Source organism: Ensifer sp. Root31 (assembly GCF_001424825.1).
In the GTDB taxonomy this organism is placed as follows: domain Bacteria; phylum Pseudomonadota; class Alphaproteobacteria; order Rhizobiales; family Rhizobiaceae; genus Ensifer; species Ensifer canadensis.
The window spans coordinates 326,576-342,629 of the sequence record NZ_LMCO01000001.1 but is presented as its reverse complement, the minus strand read 5'-3'; the positions used below and the strand labels follow the sequence as shown (position 1 = coordinate 342,629).

General features: G+C 62.2%; 14 protein-coding genes and 2 pseudogenes. 10 read left to right on the top strand and 6 right to left on the bottom strand.

Going from position 1 to position 16,054, the window contains the following annotated elements; all coding sequences use genetic code 11:
• Positions 1-126: 126 nt before the first annotated feature.
• From pyrF to dnaN, 4 genes are all read right to left on the bottom strand, one after another.
• Complete coding sequence (gene pyrF / locus ASD00_RS01625) at positions 127-831, bottom strand: orotidine-5'-phosphate decarboxylase (RefSeq protein WP_025425611.1); 705 nt, start codon at positions 829-831, stop codon at positions 127-129.
• Positions 828-1,424: a histidine phosphatase family protein gene (locus ASD00_RS01620; RefSeq protein ID WP_025425612.1), complete on the bottom strand. Its 597-nt coding sequence runs from the start codon at positions 1,422-1,424 to the stop codon at positions 828-830. The genes pyrF and ASD00_RS01620 overlap by 4 nt, the downstream gene beginning before the upstream one ends.
• Positions 1,425-1,436: 12 nt before the next feature.
• The gene (gene pmtA, locus ASD00_RS01615) at positions 1,437-2,039 is read right to left on the bottom strand and encodes a phospholipid N-methyltransferase PmtA (protein ID WP_025425613.1); all 603 of its coding nucleotides are present in this window, start codon (positions 2,037-2,039) and stop codon (positions 1,437-1,439) included.
• 222 nt (positions 2,040-2,261) lie between these two features.
• On the bottom strand, positions 2,262-3,380 hold the full coding sequence (gene dnaN, locus ASD00_RS01610; RefSeq protein WP_057204315.1) for a DNA polymerase III subunit beta: 1,119 nt from the start codon (positions 3,378-3,380) through the stop codon (positions 2,262-2,264).
• 255 nt (positions 3,381-3,635) lie between these two features.
• Here dnaN and rsmI point away from each other — a divergent pair, with 255 nt between their 5' ends.
• The 8 genes and pseudogenes from rsmI to gshB all read left to right on the top strand — a co-directional run bounded on the left by rsmI (position 3,636) and on the right by gshB (position 11,561).
• Positions 3,636-4,565, top strand: a complete 930-nt coding sequence (gene rsmI / locus ASD00_RS01605) for a 16S rRNA (cytidine(1402)-2'-O)-methyltransferase (protein ID WP_025425615.1) — start codon at positions 3,636-3,638, stop codon at positions 4,563-4,565.
• Between the two features lie 12 nt (positions 4,566-4,577).
• A pseudogene (locus ASD00_RS01600) lies at positions 4,578-4,922 on the top strand (YraN family protein); the annotation flags it as partial.
• Positions 4,923-5,082: 160 nt separating this feature from the next.
• A complete protein-coding gene (locus ASD00_RS01595; RefSeq protein ID WP_025425617.1) occupies positions 5,083-6,381 on the top strand; it encodes an extracellular solute-binding protein in 1,299 nt (432 codons plus the stop codon).
• A 5-nt stretch (positions 6,382-6,386) separates the two neighbouring features.
• Positions 6,387-7,382, top strand: a complete 996-nt coding sequence (locus ASD00_RS01590; protein WP_025425618.1) for an ABC transporter permease subunit — start codon at positions 6,387-6,389, stop codon at positions 7,380-7,382.
• A gap of 10 nt (positions 7,383-7,392) precedes the next feature.
• Complete coding sequence (gene ugpE / locus ASD00_RS01585; RefSeq protein WP_025425619.1) at positions 7,393-8,235, top strand: sn-glycerol-3-phosphate ABC transporter permease UgpE; 843 nt, start codon at positions 7,393-7,395, stop codon at positions 8,233-8,235.
• 64 nt (positions 8,236-8,299) lie between these two features.
• The gene (locus ASD00_RS01580) at positions 8,300-9,415 is read left to right on the top strand and encodes a sn-glycerol-3-phosphate import ATP-binding protein UgpC (protein ID WP_025425620.1); all 1,116 of its coding nucleotides are present in this window, start codon (positions 8,300-8,302) and stop codon (positions 9,413-9,415) included.
• A complete protein-coding gene (locus ASD00_RS01575; protein ID WP_025425621.1) occupies positions 9,412-10,404 on the top strand; it encodes an endonuclease in 993 nt (330 codons plus the stop codon). The genes ASD00_RS01580 and ASD00_RS01575 overlap by 4 nt, the downstream gene beginning before the upstream one ends.
• Before the next feature lie 209 nt (positions 10,405-10,613).
• Positions 10,614-11,561, top strand: coding sequence for a glutathione synthase (gene gshB, locus ASD00_RS01570; RefSeq protein ID WP_057204313.1), 948 nt, complete (start codon positions 10,614-10,616; stop codon positions 11,559-11,561).
• Between the two features lie 215 nt (positions 11,562-11,776).
• Here gshB and ASD00_RS01565 read toward each other — a convergent pair whose 3' ends face one another.
• Positions 11,777-12,151 (bottom strand): hypothetical protein, encoded by a 375-nt coding sequence (locus ASD00_RS01565; RefSeq protein ID WP_025425623.1) that lies wholly within the window; start codon positions 12,149-12,151, stop codon positions 11,777-11,779.
• A 62-nt stretch (positions 12,152-12,213) separates the two neighbouring features.
• Positions 12,214-12,978, bottom strand: a complete 765-nt coding sequence (locus ASD00_RS01560; RefSeq protein ID WP_225906194.1) for a TylF/MycF family methyltransferase — start codon at positions 12,976-12,978, stop codon at positions 12,214-12,216.
• Between the two features lie 331 nt (positions 12,979-13,309).
• On the opposite strand from ASD00_RS01560, the pseudogene ASD00_RS01555 reads away from it, so the two are divergent.
• A pseudogene (locus ASD00_RS01555) lies at positions 13,310-14,841 on the top strand (YifB family Mg chelatase-like AAA ATPase).
• 351 nt (positions 14,842-15,192) lie between these two features.
• Positions 15,193-15,684 (top strand): SRPBCC domain-containing protein, encoded by a 492-nt coding sequence (locus tag ASD00_RS01550; RefSeq protein WP_025425625.1) that lies wholly within the window; start codon positions 15,193-15,195, stop codon positions 15,682-15,684.
• Positions 15,685-16,054: the final 370 nt, after the last annotated feature.

The following is a 16,054-nucleotide window of genomic DNA, read 5'->3' as shown; positions in this document are numbered from 1 at the left end:
CTTCAGGCATCGAAAGCAGACGGGAGTGTTACTTCCGGCAAATTCCGGGCAAGGTCAAGCGGAACGGTTGCAGAGGGCGGCGATGTACGAGAGGGATCGCCGACCTGTTGCACGCGGGTGTCACGATCAGCGCGAAAGCGCGCCGTTCATCTCGTCGAGGATGCCGCGCGCGGCGACAAGCGGATCTGCGGCTGCGACGATTGGGCGCGCGACGACGAGGTGGCTCGATCCGGCCTTCAGCGCGTCGGCGGGTGTCATGACGCGCTTCTGGTCGCCCTTCTCGGCTCCGGCCGGGCGGATGCCTGGGGTCACCAGAGCCATGTCGGGGCCGATGATCTTGCGCACCGCGGAGGATTCCTCGGCCGAGCAGACGATGCCGCCCATGCCGGCGGCACGGGCCTGTTCGGCCCGGCGCAGCACCAGCGTGTGCGGGTCGTATTCGTAGCCCGCATCGATCACGTCCTGCTCGTCCATCGAGGTGAGCACGGTAACGCCGAGCAGGCAGAGATCCGATCCCCTGGCTGCCTCGACCGCCGCCTTCATCGCCTTGGGGTAGGCGTGCAGCGTCAGCATCGACATGCCCATCTTGACGATGTTCTCGACGCCCTTGGCCACCGTGTTGTCGATGTCGAGCAGCTTCATGTCGAGGAAGACCTTCTTGCGGCTTGCGGCCAGATCGCGGGCGAACTCGAGCCCTCCGGCAAACACCAGTTGGTAGCCGATCTTGTAGAAGGTCACGTCGTCACCAAGCGTGGTAACGATCTTTTCAGCCTCTGCGATTGTCGGAAGATCCAGGCCGACGATCAGTCGGTCGCGTGCGGTCTCGGTCATGTCGCGGTCACCCCCTGCCAGAATTCCATCGGGGTCCAGTCGCATGTGAGGGCGCGATCCGCAAGACGGAACGCGAAGAGATTGCCGCCGCCGCCGCCCTTCTGGTCGGCGCTTCGGCTGATGGCGGTGCCGCCCAGCTTGCACTTCAAGAGGGTACCGACGCCGCCATGGCCGACGAAAGCGATCGGGATTTTGGCGTCGTGTTCGTCAAGGATACGAAAGACGGCAGCCGAGATGCGGGCCTGCGCGTCGACGGCGCGCTCCCAGCCGTTGAAGCTTTCGTTCGGATTGGCGAAGAACCAGTCCGCCGCCCTCTCGAATTCCGGGGGCGGCAGGAAGCCGGTGGCCGAGCGGTCGTTCTCGCCCATCGTGTCGTCGGTCTCGATCGCGACGCCGGCCGCTCCGGCCAGAAGGTTCGCGGTCTCGATCGCCTTGGTCTCGTCGCTCGAAACGATCCGCCCGAGCGTTCGAACCCACGGCTGCCGCGCCGTCGCTTCCGCTCGCGCATATCCGATCTCCGACAGTCCCCATTTCGGCACGGGAACTGCCGGATCGATCTGCACTTGCGGGTGCGTGATATACAGACCGAACAATGGTGTGCCCTGTCAGTGCGCTTTGCGGTAGACCCAGAGCTGCGCCGGGGGAATGTTGCGCACGACGAAATCGAGATGCTGGATGCTGTAGCGGTCGGGCATGGCAACCACAGGCGACAGCGGACCATAGGAGATCTGCACGACGGGACGGCCGACCGGGATGCGCGACAAAAGATCCACGATCAGCTCGACGCGACGATGCATCGGGAAATTGAGCAGCGGCACGGCAGACACGACGCTGTCGAAGGTCCGGTCCGTCATCGCGCCAAGCGTCTGCTTGAGATCGAACGCGTCGCCGTTGATGAAGTTGACGCCGGCAAAGTTTGCCTTGAGCTGCTGGTAGAAGTCGGTGGAGTACTCGACGGACACCAGATCTTCCGCTGCTAGACCGCGCTCCAGGATCGCCTTGGTGATGACGCCGGTTCCGGGGCCGAGTTCAAGAACCGGCAATCCGGAATGGGGATTGATGACGCTCGCCATGCGGCGGGCGGTGACGGAAGACGTCGGAAGGATTGCCCCGACCGCCTTCGCATTGCTCATCCACCCCTTGAAGAAACGGATCTCCTCGTCGAATTTCCGGCCAAGCCGTTCCTTCACCTTCACGCGCAAATTCATTGAACCCCTCAAAACCGTCGCCCTCTCATACGGATCGTCCGGTTCCGCTGATTCGAGCGGGGAACGGACATTGCAGACATAATGTGATCCCATCTGCGGCAAAAACAAGTCTGTCTACGCCTGAAAGCGTCGTCTTATCAACAGCACGCGAATATCAGCGCCAACAAAAAACCCGCCACGCGCGGCGTGACGGGTCTTAATTTTTCACCGCGGCACGGGCGGCTAAACCCGCATCGGCATCAGCACGTAAAGCGCGTCCTCGGCCGCCAGATCGCGCACCAGCGTCGGCGAGCCCGGGTCGGCCAGCATGAAGATGGCGTCGGTTCCCGTCAGCTGCGAGGTGATGTCGAGCAGGTATTTTGCATTGAAACCGATTTCGAGCGGGTCGTGCTCGTAGCCGACCGGCAGCTCTTCCGTCGCGCTGCCCGAATCCGGGTTGTTGACCGTCAGCGTCATCTGGCCGTCGGCCAGCGCCAGCTTCACGGCGCGTCCGCGTTCGGAGGAAATCGTCGAAACGCGGTCGACGGCCTGGGCGAAGGACTGGCAATCGACGCGCAGTTCCTTGTCGTTGTTGGCCGGTATAACGCGCTGGTAATCCGGGAAGGTGCCGTCGATCAGCTTTGAGGTCATCACGATCGAGCCGATCGTCAGGCGAATTTTGGCGTCCGATACTTCGAGCGTCACGATGATATCGGGGTTGTCGAGTAGCTTCTGCAGTTCGCTGACGGTCTTGCGCGGAATGATGATGCCCGGCATGCCCTCGGAGCCGGACGGCGCTTCGACGTCGGCGCGCGCAAGGCGGTGGCCGTCGGTTGCCACGGCGCGCAGCTTCAGGTCGCCCTTGCTCTCGACCGTGTGCACGAAGATGCCGTTGAGATAGTAGCGGGTCTCCTCGGTCGAGATCGCGAACTGCGTCCGGTCGATCAGCATCTTCAGGTCGGTCGCCTTGAGGCGGAAGGTGTGGGAGAAGCTGCCGGCCGTCAGGTCGGGGAAATCGGATTGCGGCAGGCACTGCAGTGAGAATTTCGAGCGGCCGGAGGCGACCGTCATCGCTGTGCCTTCGGCGTTGGTCGCCAGCAGCACTTCCGAGCCATCGGGCAGCTTGCGCACGATGTCATAAAGCAGGTGCGCCGGAACCGTGGTGGCGCCGGCCTGTTCCACCTGCGCCGGCGTCGCCTCGGTGATCTCGAGATCGAGGTCGGTCGCCTTCATCTCGAGGCTCGCGCCGTCGGAGCGCAAAAGAACGTTCGAGAGGATCGGGATCGTGTTTCGCCGTTCGACCACGCGGTGAACGTGGTTCAGCGACTTCAGGAGATTGGACCGCTCGAGAGTAATGCGCATGGGATGCTACCGCTTTCAACCGTTGCTGGGCGGGCGAGGCTCCCGCCGCAGCGTCAACTGCGAGTGTCCCGGCCGACCGACCGGAAGGATGTGGACCGGCAAAATGGCAGAAACAGCGCCTGAAAAGCAAGGGGTTTGACTGGCGCTGTCCCCAGATGACGCACCAGCCGGCCGCTTGGCGCCCTTGCTCTGCCATGTCGGCTCACTCATAAAGACTAAAACCGGTCAGCCGGCATCGCCATCAGGAAGCTGCAGTTGGAAAAACATAAGACGTCGGACGCCTCGGATGGGCAGAAGCAGCGCAGCTATCGGCTGCACAATGCCAGCATTCCCGCGCGTCCGCTCGATGTCGCGCTCTATCTGGTGGCGACGCCGATCGGCAATCTTGGCGACATCACCCTGCGGGCGCTTGAAACGCTTGCCGGCGCCGACGTGCTCGCCTGCGAGGACACCCGCGTCACCCGCGTGCTGCTCGACCGTTACGGCATCGTCAACCGGCCCTACGCCTACCACGAGCATAATGCCGACGAGGTCGGCCCGCGGCTGCTGGCGGCTCTTGGCGAGGGCAGATCGGTGGCGCTAGTCTCCGATGCCGGCACGCCGCTTGTCTCCGATCCCGGCTATCGCCTGGCGCAGCTGGCGATCGATGCAGGCTATCGCGTCGTGCCGATCCCAGGCGCCTCAGCCCCGCTTGCCGCCCTTGTCGGTTCGGGCCTGCCCAACGACGCCTTTCTCTTCGCCGGTTTCCTGCCGACCAAGGACAAGGCCAAGCGCGATCGGCTGCAGGAGTTGGCGACGGTGCCGTCGACGCTCATGTTCTTCGAATCGCCGCACCGGATTGCCGCCACGGTGGCGGCTGCCGCCGCCGTGCTCGGCGAAAACAGAAAGGCGGCCGTGTGCCGCGAACTGACCAAGACCTTCGAGGAATTCCGCCGTGGCACGCTCGGCGAACTCAAGGCGTTTTACGACGATGCCGGCGCGGTCAAGGGCGAGATCGTGTTCGTGATCGGCCCGCCGGACGCGCCGCCGGAACCGGAGGCCGCCGACGTTGATGCGCTGTTGACGCGGCTCATCGCCGATATGTCGACCGGCAAGGCGGCGACCGAGGCAGCAAAGCAGACGGGCCTTCCGCGCAAGGAGCTTTACGACCGGCTGCTGGAACTCAAGGGCCGCCATGGCGACTGAAGGGCCGATCGACGCAGGCTTGGGGCTCAGAGGCGCGGTCGGTTCGCCGAGTATCGCGCGGCCCTCTGCCTGATCGTCAAAGGGTACCGCATCGTCGCCATGCGTCATCGCACCAAACTGGGCGAAATCGACATCATTGCGCGGCGGGGTGATCTCATCGCCTGCGTCGAGGTCAAGGCCCGGCGCTCGGCCGACGACGGGGTCTTCGCCGTCACCGGAACGGCGCAGCACCGCATTCGCGCGGCCAGCGATCTCTGGCTCGCACGCCAACCCGATTTCGCCAGGCTTTCCGTCCGTTACGATATCATCACGGTGACACCCTGGCGCTGGCCGCGACACCTGCCCGATGCGTTCTGAACCGGCGCGGGATGAGGGAAAATGATTGCGGTGTTCCGCCCGCATCCCGTCTTGGAACAGATTCGCGAATTTGTAATCGTCCCGACATAAAAGCGTTACCGGCCTGTCATTGAAGGCCACTAGTCCACTGCCATCCGCAACTCGGTGGAGAGGACCAGTCATGTTCAAGAAAATTTCACTCGCAGCTTTCACCCTTGCTTTTTCGGCAACCTCGTCGCTAGCCGCAACCAATATTACCTGGTGGCACGGCATGGCCGGCCGCAACGGCGAGGTCATCAACGAGATCTCGCAGAAGTTCAACGAAGCCCAGAGCGCCTGCGCGCTGACCCCGGTTTCGAAGGGCACCTATGAGGAAGCGCTCGCTTCCGGCATCGCCGCATTCCGCTCTGGCGAACAGCCGAACATTCTGCAGGTCTTCGACGCCGGTGCAGCGACCATCATCAACGCCAAGGGCGCCGTCGTTCCCGCCGAAGATCTGATCATCAAGGCCGGCCACAACTTCGACCGCAATGCCTTCATCGACGGCGTGCGCTACTTCTACGCCGATAGCGAAGGCAAGTTCGTCGGCATGCCGTTCAACTCGTCGGCCCCGATCATGTACGTGAACGACGAAGCCCTGAAAAAGGCCGGCGTCGAAGCACCGAAGACCTGGGAGGAGTTCGAGGCTGCAGCACCGAAGCTGAAAGCCGCCGGCTACATCCCGCTCGTCCAGTCGCAGCTCACCTGGCAGTTCACCGAGAACTTCTTCTCGCGCAACAACATCCAGTTCGCCACCAACAACAACGGCTACGACAGCGTCGCCGACACCAAGCTCAAGGTCACCGATCCGAACCTGGTCATGATGTTCGACAAGCTCAAGGCCTGGAAGGACGAAGGTTACTTCGCCTTTTACGGCGCCGGCTGGAACGACAACCAGAAGGTCTTCGAAGAAGGCAAGGCTGCATTCTGGATCGGTTCGTCCGGTTCGTTCGGCGGCCTGCAGAAGACGGCGCAGATGCCGTTCTCGGCGACGTTCCTGCCCTACTGGAACGCAATCGAGGGTGCCGGCACTAACTCCTTCATCGGCGGCGCGGCACTGTTTGCCATGTCGGGCAAGTCGGACGAGGAAAATAAGTGCGTCGCCGACTTCTTCCAGTTCCTGACCTCGCCTGAAATCCAATACTTCTACCACAAGGCAACCGGCTACGTGGCCATCACCAAGGCAGCCTACGAGCTTGCCCAGAAGGACGGCTACTACAAGGAAAAGCCGGTCGCGGAAGTCGGCATCAAGCAGCTGATGCTGCCGGCCGGCGACTGGTCGAAGGGCTACCGCCTCGGCTTCTACCCGCAGATCCGCGAGATCATGGAACGCGAATACGGCCGCATCTTCTCCGGTGAAACCACGGTCAAGGACGCCTTCGACACGATCGAGAAGGACGGCAACGAGCTGCTCGCCCGCTTCGCCAAGACGGCTGGCTGATCTCGATGACCTCTGGAACGGAAAGCCTCCCCGCACCGCGGGGAGGGACGGGAACGGACGGGCGTCGCTTCGGCGCCCTCCGGCTGTTCGGCGGCAAACCGAAGGACGGCGACGCGACTGCCAAGCGCGTGCAGTTCTCCTCGCCTTACCTGCCCTACCTCTTTCTCGCGCCGCAGCTGGCGATCATCTTCGTGTTCTTCTACTGGCCGTCGATCCAGGCGATCCAGTCGTCCTTTTATCTGGAAGACCCGTTCGGCTTCGGCTCGACCTTCGTCGGCATGGCGAACTACACCGACGTGCTGAAGTCGGGCGAATATCTGGGCATCTCGCGCTTCACGGCGATCTTCACCACGCTCGTCACCTTCTTCGCGCTGTCGATCGGCCTGTTGCTCGCCGTCAAGGCGGATGGGGTCATCCGCGGCAACGCCACCTACAAGACGCTGCTCATCTGGGTCTATGCGATCGCGCCCCCGGTTGCCGGCCTCATCGGCATGATGTTCTTCGACCAGCATATCGGCCCGATCGTCGAGCTTGCCCGCTGGTTCGGCTGGGATATCAAGGTCGGTCTCAACTATTTCGATACGGCTTTTTCGATGATCGTCGTCTCGGTCTGGAAGCAGATCCCTTACAACTTCATCTTTTTCCTCTCCGGCCTGCAGGGTATTCCGGTCGCGGTGCGCGAGGCGGCGGCCATGGATTGCCGCTCGGGCTTCCGCCGCTTCTGGACCGTGATCCTGCCGCTGCTCGCGCCGACCGCCTTCTTCCTTCTGATCATCAATGTCACCTACGCACTGTTCGACACCTTCGGCGTCATCGACGTCATGGTGAAAGACAAGGCGGCGAACAATCCGATCACCCTTGTCTACAAGGTCTACATGGACGGTTTCCGCGGCAACGACCTTGGCGGCTCCTCGGCGCAGTCGGTCATCCTGATGCTCATCGTCTTCGTGCTCACCATCTTCCAGTTCCGCTTCATCGAGCGGCGCGTGCACTACAATTGAGGCGGGGCCGATGTATCGCACCAAGTTTTTCGACCACGTCATCCTCCTCACCGGCGTCTTCATCATGGTGGCACCGGTCGTGGTCGCCTTCATGACGTCGACGCACGAGGCGGCGGATATCCACCGCAACGGCCTCAGCCTCAGCTGGGGCGGCCATTTCGTCGAGACCTACGAGACGGTGCTCACCCGCAAGGGCGGCTTCACCGGCAAGATCACCGGCCTCAACATGATGATGAACTCGATGATCCTCGGCCTCGGCTTCGCGCTCGGCAAGATCGTCTTGTCGATGCTGGCCGCCTATGCGATCGTCTATTTCCGCTTCCGGCTCGCGACCTTCTTCTTCTGGATCATCTTCACGACGCTGCTCCTGCCGCTCGAAGTGCGCATTCTTCCCTCCTACGAGGTGATGAACACGCTGAAGCTGACCAACACCTATACCGGCCTGATCGTGCCGCTGCTCGCGTCGGCGACGGGTACCTTCTATTTCCGTCAGTTCTTCAAGTCGGTGCCGGACGAATTGCTCGAGGCAGCGCGCATCGATGGCGCCGGCCCGTTCAAGTTCTTCATCGACGTGCTGGTGCCGCTGTCGCGCACCATGATGGCGGCGATCTTCATCATCATGTTCGTCTATGGTTGGAACCAGTATCTCTGGCCGACATTGATGACCACGGACGAAGGTTTCTTCACGCTGGTGCGCGGCATCAAGCAGATCCTGCTCGTCTGGGTCGGCTCGAACATCCCCGATTACAACGAGGCCTTTGCTCTGGCGATCCTTGCCATGCTGCCGCCGGTCCTGATCGTGGTGATCTTCCAGCGCTGGTTCATCAAGGGCCTGACGGAAAGCGACAAGTAGACAAAGGAGAGGCGAAGCCGTCTTCGCCGCTTCCTCAAACCGCAATTTACCAACGGAGGCAGCCATGGCGGCCATCACCATCGCCGAGGTCTCGAAGATCTATACCGGCAACGTCGAGGCGGTAAAGTCCGTCTCGATCGATATCGAGGACGGCGAGTTCATCGTGCTTGTCGGCCCGTCCGGCTGCGGCAAGTCCACGCTTCTGCGCATGGTCGCAGGCCTTGAAGGCATCTCGAAAGGCACGGTCAAGATTGGCCCACGCGTCATCAACGAGGTCGATCCGGCTGAGCGCGACATCGCCATGGTTTTCCAGAACTATGCGCTCTATCCGCATATGACGGTCTACCAGAACCTCGCCTACGGTCTGAAGAACCGCAAGACGCCGAAAGCCGAGATCGACGCCCGTGTAGCGGAAGCCGCGCGCATGCTGGAGATCGAGCCCTATCTCGACCGCAAGCCGCGTGCGCTTTCCGGTGGCCAGCGTCAGCGTGTGGCCATGGGCCGCGCCATCGTGCGCAAGCCGGCAGCCTTCCTTTTCGACGAGCCGTTGTCCAACCTCGACGCCAAGCTGCGCGTTTCCATGCGTGGCGAGATCAAGCGGCTGCAGAAGCGCCTCGGCACCACATCGCTTTATGTCACGCACGACCAGCTCGAGGCGATGACGCTGGCCGATCGGCTTGTGGTGTTCAACGGTGGCCGGATCGAGCAGATCGGCCGCCCGCTCGATGTCTACCATCGCCCGGCCTCGACCTTCGTCGCGAGCTTCATCGGCTCGCCCGCCATGAACCTGATCAAGGGCCGCATCGAAGGCTCGCGCCTTTCTGTCGGCACCTACAGGATCGAGCTTGGCGACAGTGCGCCGGTCGAAGGGCCGGTCACCGTCGGCCTGCGCGCCGAGGACCTGCGGCTTGCCGCCGTCGGCGAGGATGCGATGCTGTTTCAGGTCGACTATGTCGAGGAACTCGGCGCGCAACGCCTCGTCCACGGCACCATCGAGGATCAGGCGCTGACCGTGGCGCTTTCTCCCGAAATTCCCTTGTCCGGCGATCTTGCTGTCACGATTGCAACGGGCCGCCTGCATTTCTTCTCGCCCGAGAACGGCAAGCGACTGGAGCGCGGAACGTCTTTCGCCAATACTGCCGAAAGCGCTCGTCCCGTCAGCCTGGAGCCGGCATTGTGATCGAAAAGACTGTCATCAGCCTCACCGTGCCCTCGCAGGAAACCCGCGCCGGTTTCACGGCGATTGAACGTTCGATCGCAGCCCATGATGCCGTGATGGCAGCACTTCCCGAGATGAACAGCATCGAGATCGGCGGCGCGCCGTCGTCGGGCGAGCCGCTTGCCTTTCCGTTTACCATCGCCGCCTGGAACCTGGAGCGCTGCCTGTTTGCGCCGGAAAGTGCCGCGCATCTGGCGGCAACCGACGCGCCGGTCGTGCTGCTCTCGGAAATGGACAACGGCATGGCCCGCACCGGCCAGCGCCACCCGACCGCGGAGGTCGCAGCCACGCTCCAGATGCAATATGCCTACGGCGTCGAGTTCATCGAGCTCGGCCTCGGTTCCGATACTGAACTGGAATTCTGCAAGGACGACTTCAACGAAAAGGGTTTTCACGGCAATGCGTTGATGGCTGCGGTGCCGCTCGGCCGGCCGTTCATGCTCCGCCTCTGGGGCAAACGGCTGTGGTTCATGGATGGCGGCGATCAGCCGCGCGTCGGCGAACGCTTTGCCATCGGCGCGGTGATCGAGACGCAAGCCGGGCCCTTCGTTGCCGTTTCCACCCATCTCGAAAGCGCCACCACGGCGCCCTATCGCGAGCGCCAGGTGAAGGAACTGATCGAGGCGCTCGATGAAGCCTTCCTGGCCTTGCCTGTGCTGATCGGCGGCGACCTCAACACCGGCAACCACGCTGGCGGTGATTTCGAGGCCGAAGGGCTGTTCACCACGAGCGCTGCGCGCGGCTTCACCCGCCATGGCGGGCCGATCGAGCTGATGACGACCCGCCCCAGCCTGATCACGCGCTGGCCGGAGCGGGCGATGAAACTCGACTGGTTTCTGTCACGGGGCTTGAAGATCGGCGAAAGCGGGATCATTCCTTCGCTCGACGCGGACGGCCGTCCGCTTTCGGATCATGATCTCATCACCTGCGTCATCGAGGGCTTTGAATAGCCTTGCCGCTGAAGCGCTCGATGCTTGGCGCTCGAGCCTTGCCTAAGGCGAGTCCGCATTCTACATGTTGCGGGCATTTCTAGAGCGGGATGAGGAAACGTTTGCTCGGTTCTCCGCCCGCATCTCGCTCTAACGTATTAATATCGATCACGTTTATGACCTTGGATCGGACCGCTCCAAGGTCATCGCGATCTAACGGGGATAGGAAGATGGCGAAAATCGTCAATGTCGGGGTCCAGATGGACCATGTGTCGGGCATCAACATCGCAGGTGATTCCACCTTCGCGATGTGCCTTGAGGCACAGGCCCGCGGCTACCGGCTCTTCCACTACACCCCGGAGAAGCTGTCGCTGCGTGACGGCAAGGTTTTCGCCACTGCGCAGCAGATGACGTTGCGCGACGTCAAGGGCGACCACTTCACGCTCGGCGAGCCGGAACGGCTTGATCTTTCGACCATGGACGTGATCCTGTTGCGCCAGGATCCGCCCTTCGACATGGCCTACATCACCTCGACGCATCTGCTCGAGCGCCTGCATCCGAGGACGCTTGTCGTCAACGACCCGGCCTGGGTGCGCAACTCGCCGGAAAAGATCTTCGTCACCGAATTCGCTGATCTGATGCCGAAGACGCTGATTACCCGCGATGCCGCCGAGATCGCGCGATTCCGCGAGGAAATGGGCGACATCATCCTGAAGCCGCTCTACGGCAATGGCGGCGCTGGTGTGTTTCATTCCGCGCGCGACGATCGCAACATGTCGTCGCTGCTTGAAATGTTCGGCCAGATGTTCCGCGAGCCCTTCATCGCGCAGGAGTATTTGCCGGCGGTGCGCAAGGGCGACAAGCGCATCCTGCTCGTCGACGGCGAGCCGGTCGGCGCCATCAACCGCGTGCCTGCCGAGCACGACGCCCGCTCCAACATGCACGCCGGTGGCCGGCCCGAGCCGACCGAACTGACGGCGCGCGAGAAGGAAATCTGCGCCCGCATCGCACCGGCGCTGAAGGAGCGCGGCTTCCTCTTCGTCGGTATCGACGTCATCGGCGACTACATGACCGAAATCAACGTGACGTCGCCGACCGGCATCCGCGAAGTCAAGAAGTTCGGCGGCGCCGACGTCGCCAGCCTGCTTTGGGACGCGATCGAGCGCAAGCGCGCCTAGCGCAGGCGGCGCACGTGTTAGACGACAGGCGCGCGCTGTAGCCACGAGATGCTACCAGCGCGCAGACGCGCTCTGGCCGATCCCGATCGTGGTGCTGATTGGCTGGCGTCCATCACCGAGCTGTTGCAGACGCTCTATGGGAACAGGCTCCCAGCAATACCGTTCCAAAAAGGCCAGCCGAGCGAGTGCTCCCTGGACCGTGATTGGTTGCTTTGTCAGCCTATGCGCGGGCACCCGCGTCGCGTACCGAAGATGATGCGATTGCGTTCGCCACGGCTGCCGATTCCGCGAATTTCAATAATCTCCTGCGACGTCCGGCCGACGCGTGGATTGCGAAGATACCTTTGGGCTTTGTTAAGCGCCTGGCGCGGTGTGCACTGATAGGCTTCCGGCGGTCGGCGGCGATATTGCTGCTCGCCCCAGCCGTCGTCTTCGTCATAGTACCGGGGCTCGTCATAGTAGCGTGGCTGATCACGGTAGCGCGGGCCACCGCCGTCGATATAAATATCCAGATCCTGGGAAGCTGCCGCTCCTACTACGAAGGTGCACGCGATGGTGGCTATCGCACATGTTTTGATCATCCTGATCATAGGGCTCTCCTTTGACTGCCCGAGCATTTTACCGACGGAATCATGAACGGGAGCAAAACGGTTCACTGGACGACAATCACTCCCTGGCCGGTCGGCAGCGTCAAAATCGCCTGACCGTTTTTCCTCGCAAAGTCGTTCCACATCGCGTTTTGTTCCTCGCTGCCGCGGAACGCATAGTCATCGAGAACGATTGTTGCCCCCAGTACGAGATTGTCCCACACTCGTTCGATGCATTCCTTCTCGTATTGCGCGACGTTCAGGTCGATCGAAAGATAGGCAATGTTTCCGAGCGGAACGCCTTCGAGGGTATCGGGCAGCACGCCGCGAATGAGATGTGCATTGGGGAAAGGTGCAAAGTTGCGCTTCGCGACCTCAAAAACGTCCTCGTAGATGCCGGTGTTTCGCTGCGTTGTCAGGCGGCGTTCCACGTCGGTCATGTGCCCGTGCGGGATGCCGCCGAACGTGTCGAACAGCCAGAATTTGCGATCGAGCGCTTCGAAACCGAGATACCGGCACACCGTCATTGACAGAAGACCGGCGTTCACGCCGAATTCCACAAAGTCGCCTTCCAGGCGAAGCGCCCGCGATGCCGCCCAACAGCACGTGTGCGCGCGCCAGCGAACATCGGGAACGCGGCCGCGCTTCCGCCAGGCCTCCCGGTTGCCTTCCTCGGCAATGGTCCATGCTGCTGCAAACTGCGGCTCGTCCATGAACGACGTGTTCTTGTTCGTCGTCCTGAGGCCGTCAGCGGCATACCCAGGCAGCGTTTTGTCTCCATGTAGAAAGTATCGAGTGCGCTTTTTCAGTTCGCGGATGCCAACCATCATCAATCCCCTCTGGAAACATGAGGACTAAGTAGGCGTTCGAATGGCATCGGCAATCCGCCTGTGGCCGCTTGGATCCAAGTTGAGCGCAAGCGGTTGATACGTTTCGAGACCGATTGCGAACGCGCGCCGATGGCCGGCGGGCGATCTCTGGGTTTCAGCACGTCTGGTGACGGTGGGACGGTCGAGCGATGTGCTGCTCAAGCATCTGCGCGACGCAAGGCGTGATGTTCTGTTATTGTTCTTGTTTTTGTGTGTTTTCCGTGCAAGATTTATCGCTGCAACCACCGGGGTTGCGGCGGCATGGCGGGCCGCCCTGGTCGAAGAGGCGGTCATGGTTGCGCGGGTCAGTACGGTTGCATTCCAGGGTATAGAAGGTGTGCCGGTCGACGTTCAGGTGATGGTTGCACCCGGGCGGGTCGGCATGCAGATCGTTGCCTGCCCGACAAGGCCGTGGCCGAAAGCCGCGAGCGGGTGCAGGCAGCCCTTCATGCGTCTGGTCTAGCGCTGCCAGCCAAGAAAGTCACCGTCAATCTCGCGCCCGCGGATCTGCCCAAGGAAGGCAGCCACTTTGATCTCGCGATCGCGCTAGGGCTGATGGCCGCGCTCGGTGCCATCCCCGGCGACGCGCTGAATGGCTATGTGGTGATCGGCGAGCTCAATCTCGACGGTACGGTCGCGGCCGTCGCCGGCGCGCTGCCGGCCGCAATTGGCGCCAATGCGCTCGGCAAGGGGCTGATCTGTCCGGCCGAAAGCGGTCCGGAGGCCGCCTGGGCCGGCGCCGAGATCGATATTCTTGCACCCCGCAGCCTGATCGCCATCGCCAATCATTTCAGGGGCACGCAGGTGCTCTCCCGGCCGGAGCCTGCCATTCGCGCCGGCGCTACCGATCTGCCTGATCTTGCCGATATCAAGGGACAGGAGAGCGCCAAGCGGGCGCTCGAAGTCGCCGCCGCCGGCAACCACAATCTGCTGATGGTTGGACCGCCGGGCTCGGGCAAATCGATGCTGGCCTCGCGTTTGCCGTCGATCCTGCCGCCCTTGACGCCTGCCGAGCTTCTCGAAGTCTCGATGATCCACTCGATCGCCGGCCAGTTGCCGGGCGGCAAGCTGTCCGACCGGCGGCCGTTCCGCACGCCGCACCATTCCGCCACCATGGCGGCGATGATCGGTGGCGGCTTGCGAGCGAAACCAGGCGAGGCATCGCTCGCCCACAACGGCGTTCTGTTCCTTGACGAGTTTCCCGAGTTCCCCCCGCAGGTGCTTGATGCCCTGCGTCAGCCGCTGGAAACGGCGGAATGCATCATTGCCCGTGCCAACCATCGCGTCACCTATCCCGCCGCGATCCAACTGGTGGCAGCGATGAACCCGTGCCGGTGCGGCATGGCGGGTGAACCCGGCCGCACCTGCGCCCGTGGCCCGCGCTGCATGAGCGATTACCAGGCGCGCATCTCCGGCCCGCTGATGGACCGGATCGATCTGCGCATCGACGTACCGGCTGTCAGCGCCGCAGACCTGATCCGGCCGATGGCGGCAGAGGCCAGTGCTGCTGTGGCAAGACGTGTCGCCCGCGCCCGGCAATTGCAGATCGATCGCTTCGCCGCGCTCGGCAGTCGCGAGCCATCCAGCAACGCCCGCTGCTCGACGGCGATGATCGAACGCATTGCCGAACCGGATGCAGCCGGCCTGCAGTTGCTGCGCGACGCTGCCGAAAAACTGAAGTTCTCAGCGCGCGGCTACCACCGCGTCCTGAAGGTGGCGCGTACGCTCGCAGATCTCGATGGCAGCGCGACCGTCGGCCGGCTGCACTTGGCCGAAGCGATCTCCTACCGCATCGCCGGCGAGCGTCTGCAAGCGGCCGCCTGACGGTCGTTGACGGCGTCGGGCAGTCGCCGTCCGCGTTACCTGCAATTGCGGTTTCGGAAGTCGGCGACTTTGCTTTTGTATGCTGCCGCACAATTCCTGACATGCGCATCGACCCAAGTTGGAAACTAACGGGGCAAGTTTGGAGCCTTGCCGCGTCCACTGGGCGCCATGTCTGACTGGCGGAGTCGCGGCGCTCTGCGGCGATGGTCGTCCTTCGTTGCAGGTTCTCTCGAGTGGTCATTGCAACGCTTCTTCCGCGCTTGCCGTCGGCAATAGGCGGAAACGGTCGAGTGCCCTATCTTGATGACGGCACCGGATACTTGCCGCACTGCTCAATTTGGGAGGTTTGTCATGACGAACGGTTCGCTCAGACGAACGGATAGCGCCGAACGTGTGATCGTGGCGTCCGCGCAGGTGGTTTATCTGGCACTGCTTGATCCGAAAGCCGTGACGCGATGGCTGCCCCCGGAGGGGATGACGGGCCATGTCCATGCATTTGAGGCGAAAGAGGGCGGTCGCTATCGCATGGCGCTCGTCTACGATAAATCCGAACATGGCAATCGCGGCAAGACGTCGGATGAGACCGATATTGTCGAGGGGCGCTTCGTCGAGTTGCGCCCGAATGAACGCGTCGTGCAGCAGGTGGAGTTCGAATCCGAAGATCCGGCATTTGCCGGGATCATGACGATCACCTGGGCACCGGAGACGATATCCGGTGGCACCCGGGTGCGTGTAACCTGCGCGAATGTTCCTGAAGGCATATCGCGGGAGGATCACGAGGCGGGTCTTTCATCGACGCTTGCCAATCTTGCTGGTTTCACCGAGCGAAACCCCAGAGCATAGCTTCCTAAAGCATGTCGCGCAAAAGTGTGCAGCGGTTTTGCGATAACGACATGCGCAAAAACAAGAGCTTAAAGCGCAGAAAGCGAATCTGAAAGATCGCGGCGCGAAAAGCATGTCGCGCAAAGTGTTCAGCGGGTTCGCGATCACGACATGCGCAAAAAACAAGAGCTGAAAGGGCAGCAAGCGAATCCTGGAGATCGTGAAGCGCTTTCGAGCGCTTCGAGAAAAAGTACGAAGCGGAATCTCGTCAGAATTCGTAAAAACAAGAAGATAGAGCGCTTTTGCGCCTCCGTTTAAACCGGGACATTCTCAATGAAGAGAACGGATGCCGGTGTTTCAGGCCAGCGACGTGGTTTGAAGGTCCGGTTTG

Bases quoted from the DNA above. Each gene is read 5' to 3' on its own strand.
- ASD00_RS01560 (WP_225906194.1), bottom strand. From the start codon at position 12,978: ATGATGGTTGGCATCCGCGAACTGAAAAAGCGCACTCGATACTTTCTA.
- ASD00_RS01550 (WP_025425625.1), top strand. From the start codon at position 15,193: ATGACGAACGGTTCGCTCAGACGAACGGATAGCGCCGAACGTGTGATC.
- dnaN (WP_057204315.1), bottom strand. From the start codon at position 3,380: ATGCGCATTACTCTCGAGCGGTCCAATCTCCTGAAGTCGCTGAACCAC.
- gshB (WP_057204313.1), top strand. From the start codon at position 10,614: ATGGCGAAAATCGTCAATGTCGGGGTCCAGATGGACCATGTGTCGGGC.
- ASD00_RS01595 (WP_025425617.1), top strand. From the start codon at position 5,083: ATGTTCAAGAAAATTTCACTCGCAGCTTTCACCCTTGCTTTTTCGGCA.
- pmtA (WP_025425613.1), bottom strand. From the start codon at position 2,039: ATGAATTTGCGCGTGAAGGTGAAGGAACGGCTTGGCCGGAAATTCGAC.
- ASD00_RS01580 (WP_025425620.1), top strand. From the start codon at position 8,300: ATGGCGGCCATCACCATCGCCGAGGTCTCGAAGATCTATACCGGCAAC.
- ASD00_RS01565 (WP_025425623.1), bottom strand. From the start codon at position 12,151: ATGATCAGGATGATCAAAACATGTGCGATAGCCACCATCGCGTGCACC.
- ugpE (WP_025425619.1), top strand. From the start codon at position 7,393: ATGTATCGCACCAAGTTTTTCGACCACGTCATCCTCCTCACCGGCGTC.
- ASD00_RS01590 (WP_025425618.1), top strand. From the start codon at position 6,387: ATGACCTCTGGAACGGAAAGCCTCCCCGCACCGCGGGGAGGGACGGGA.
- pyrF (WP_025425611.1), bottom strand. From the start codon at position 831: ATGACCGAGACCGCACGCGACCGACTGATCGTCGGCCTGGATCTTCCG.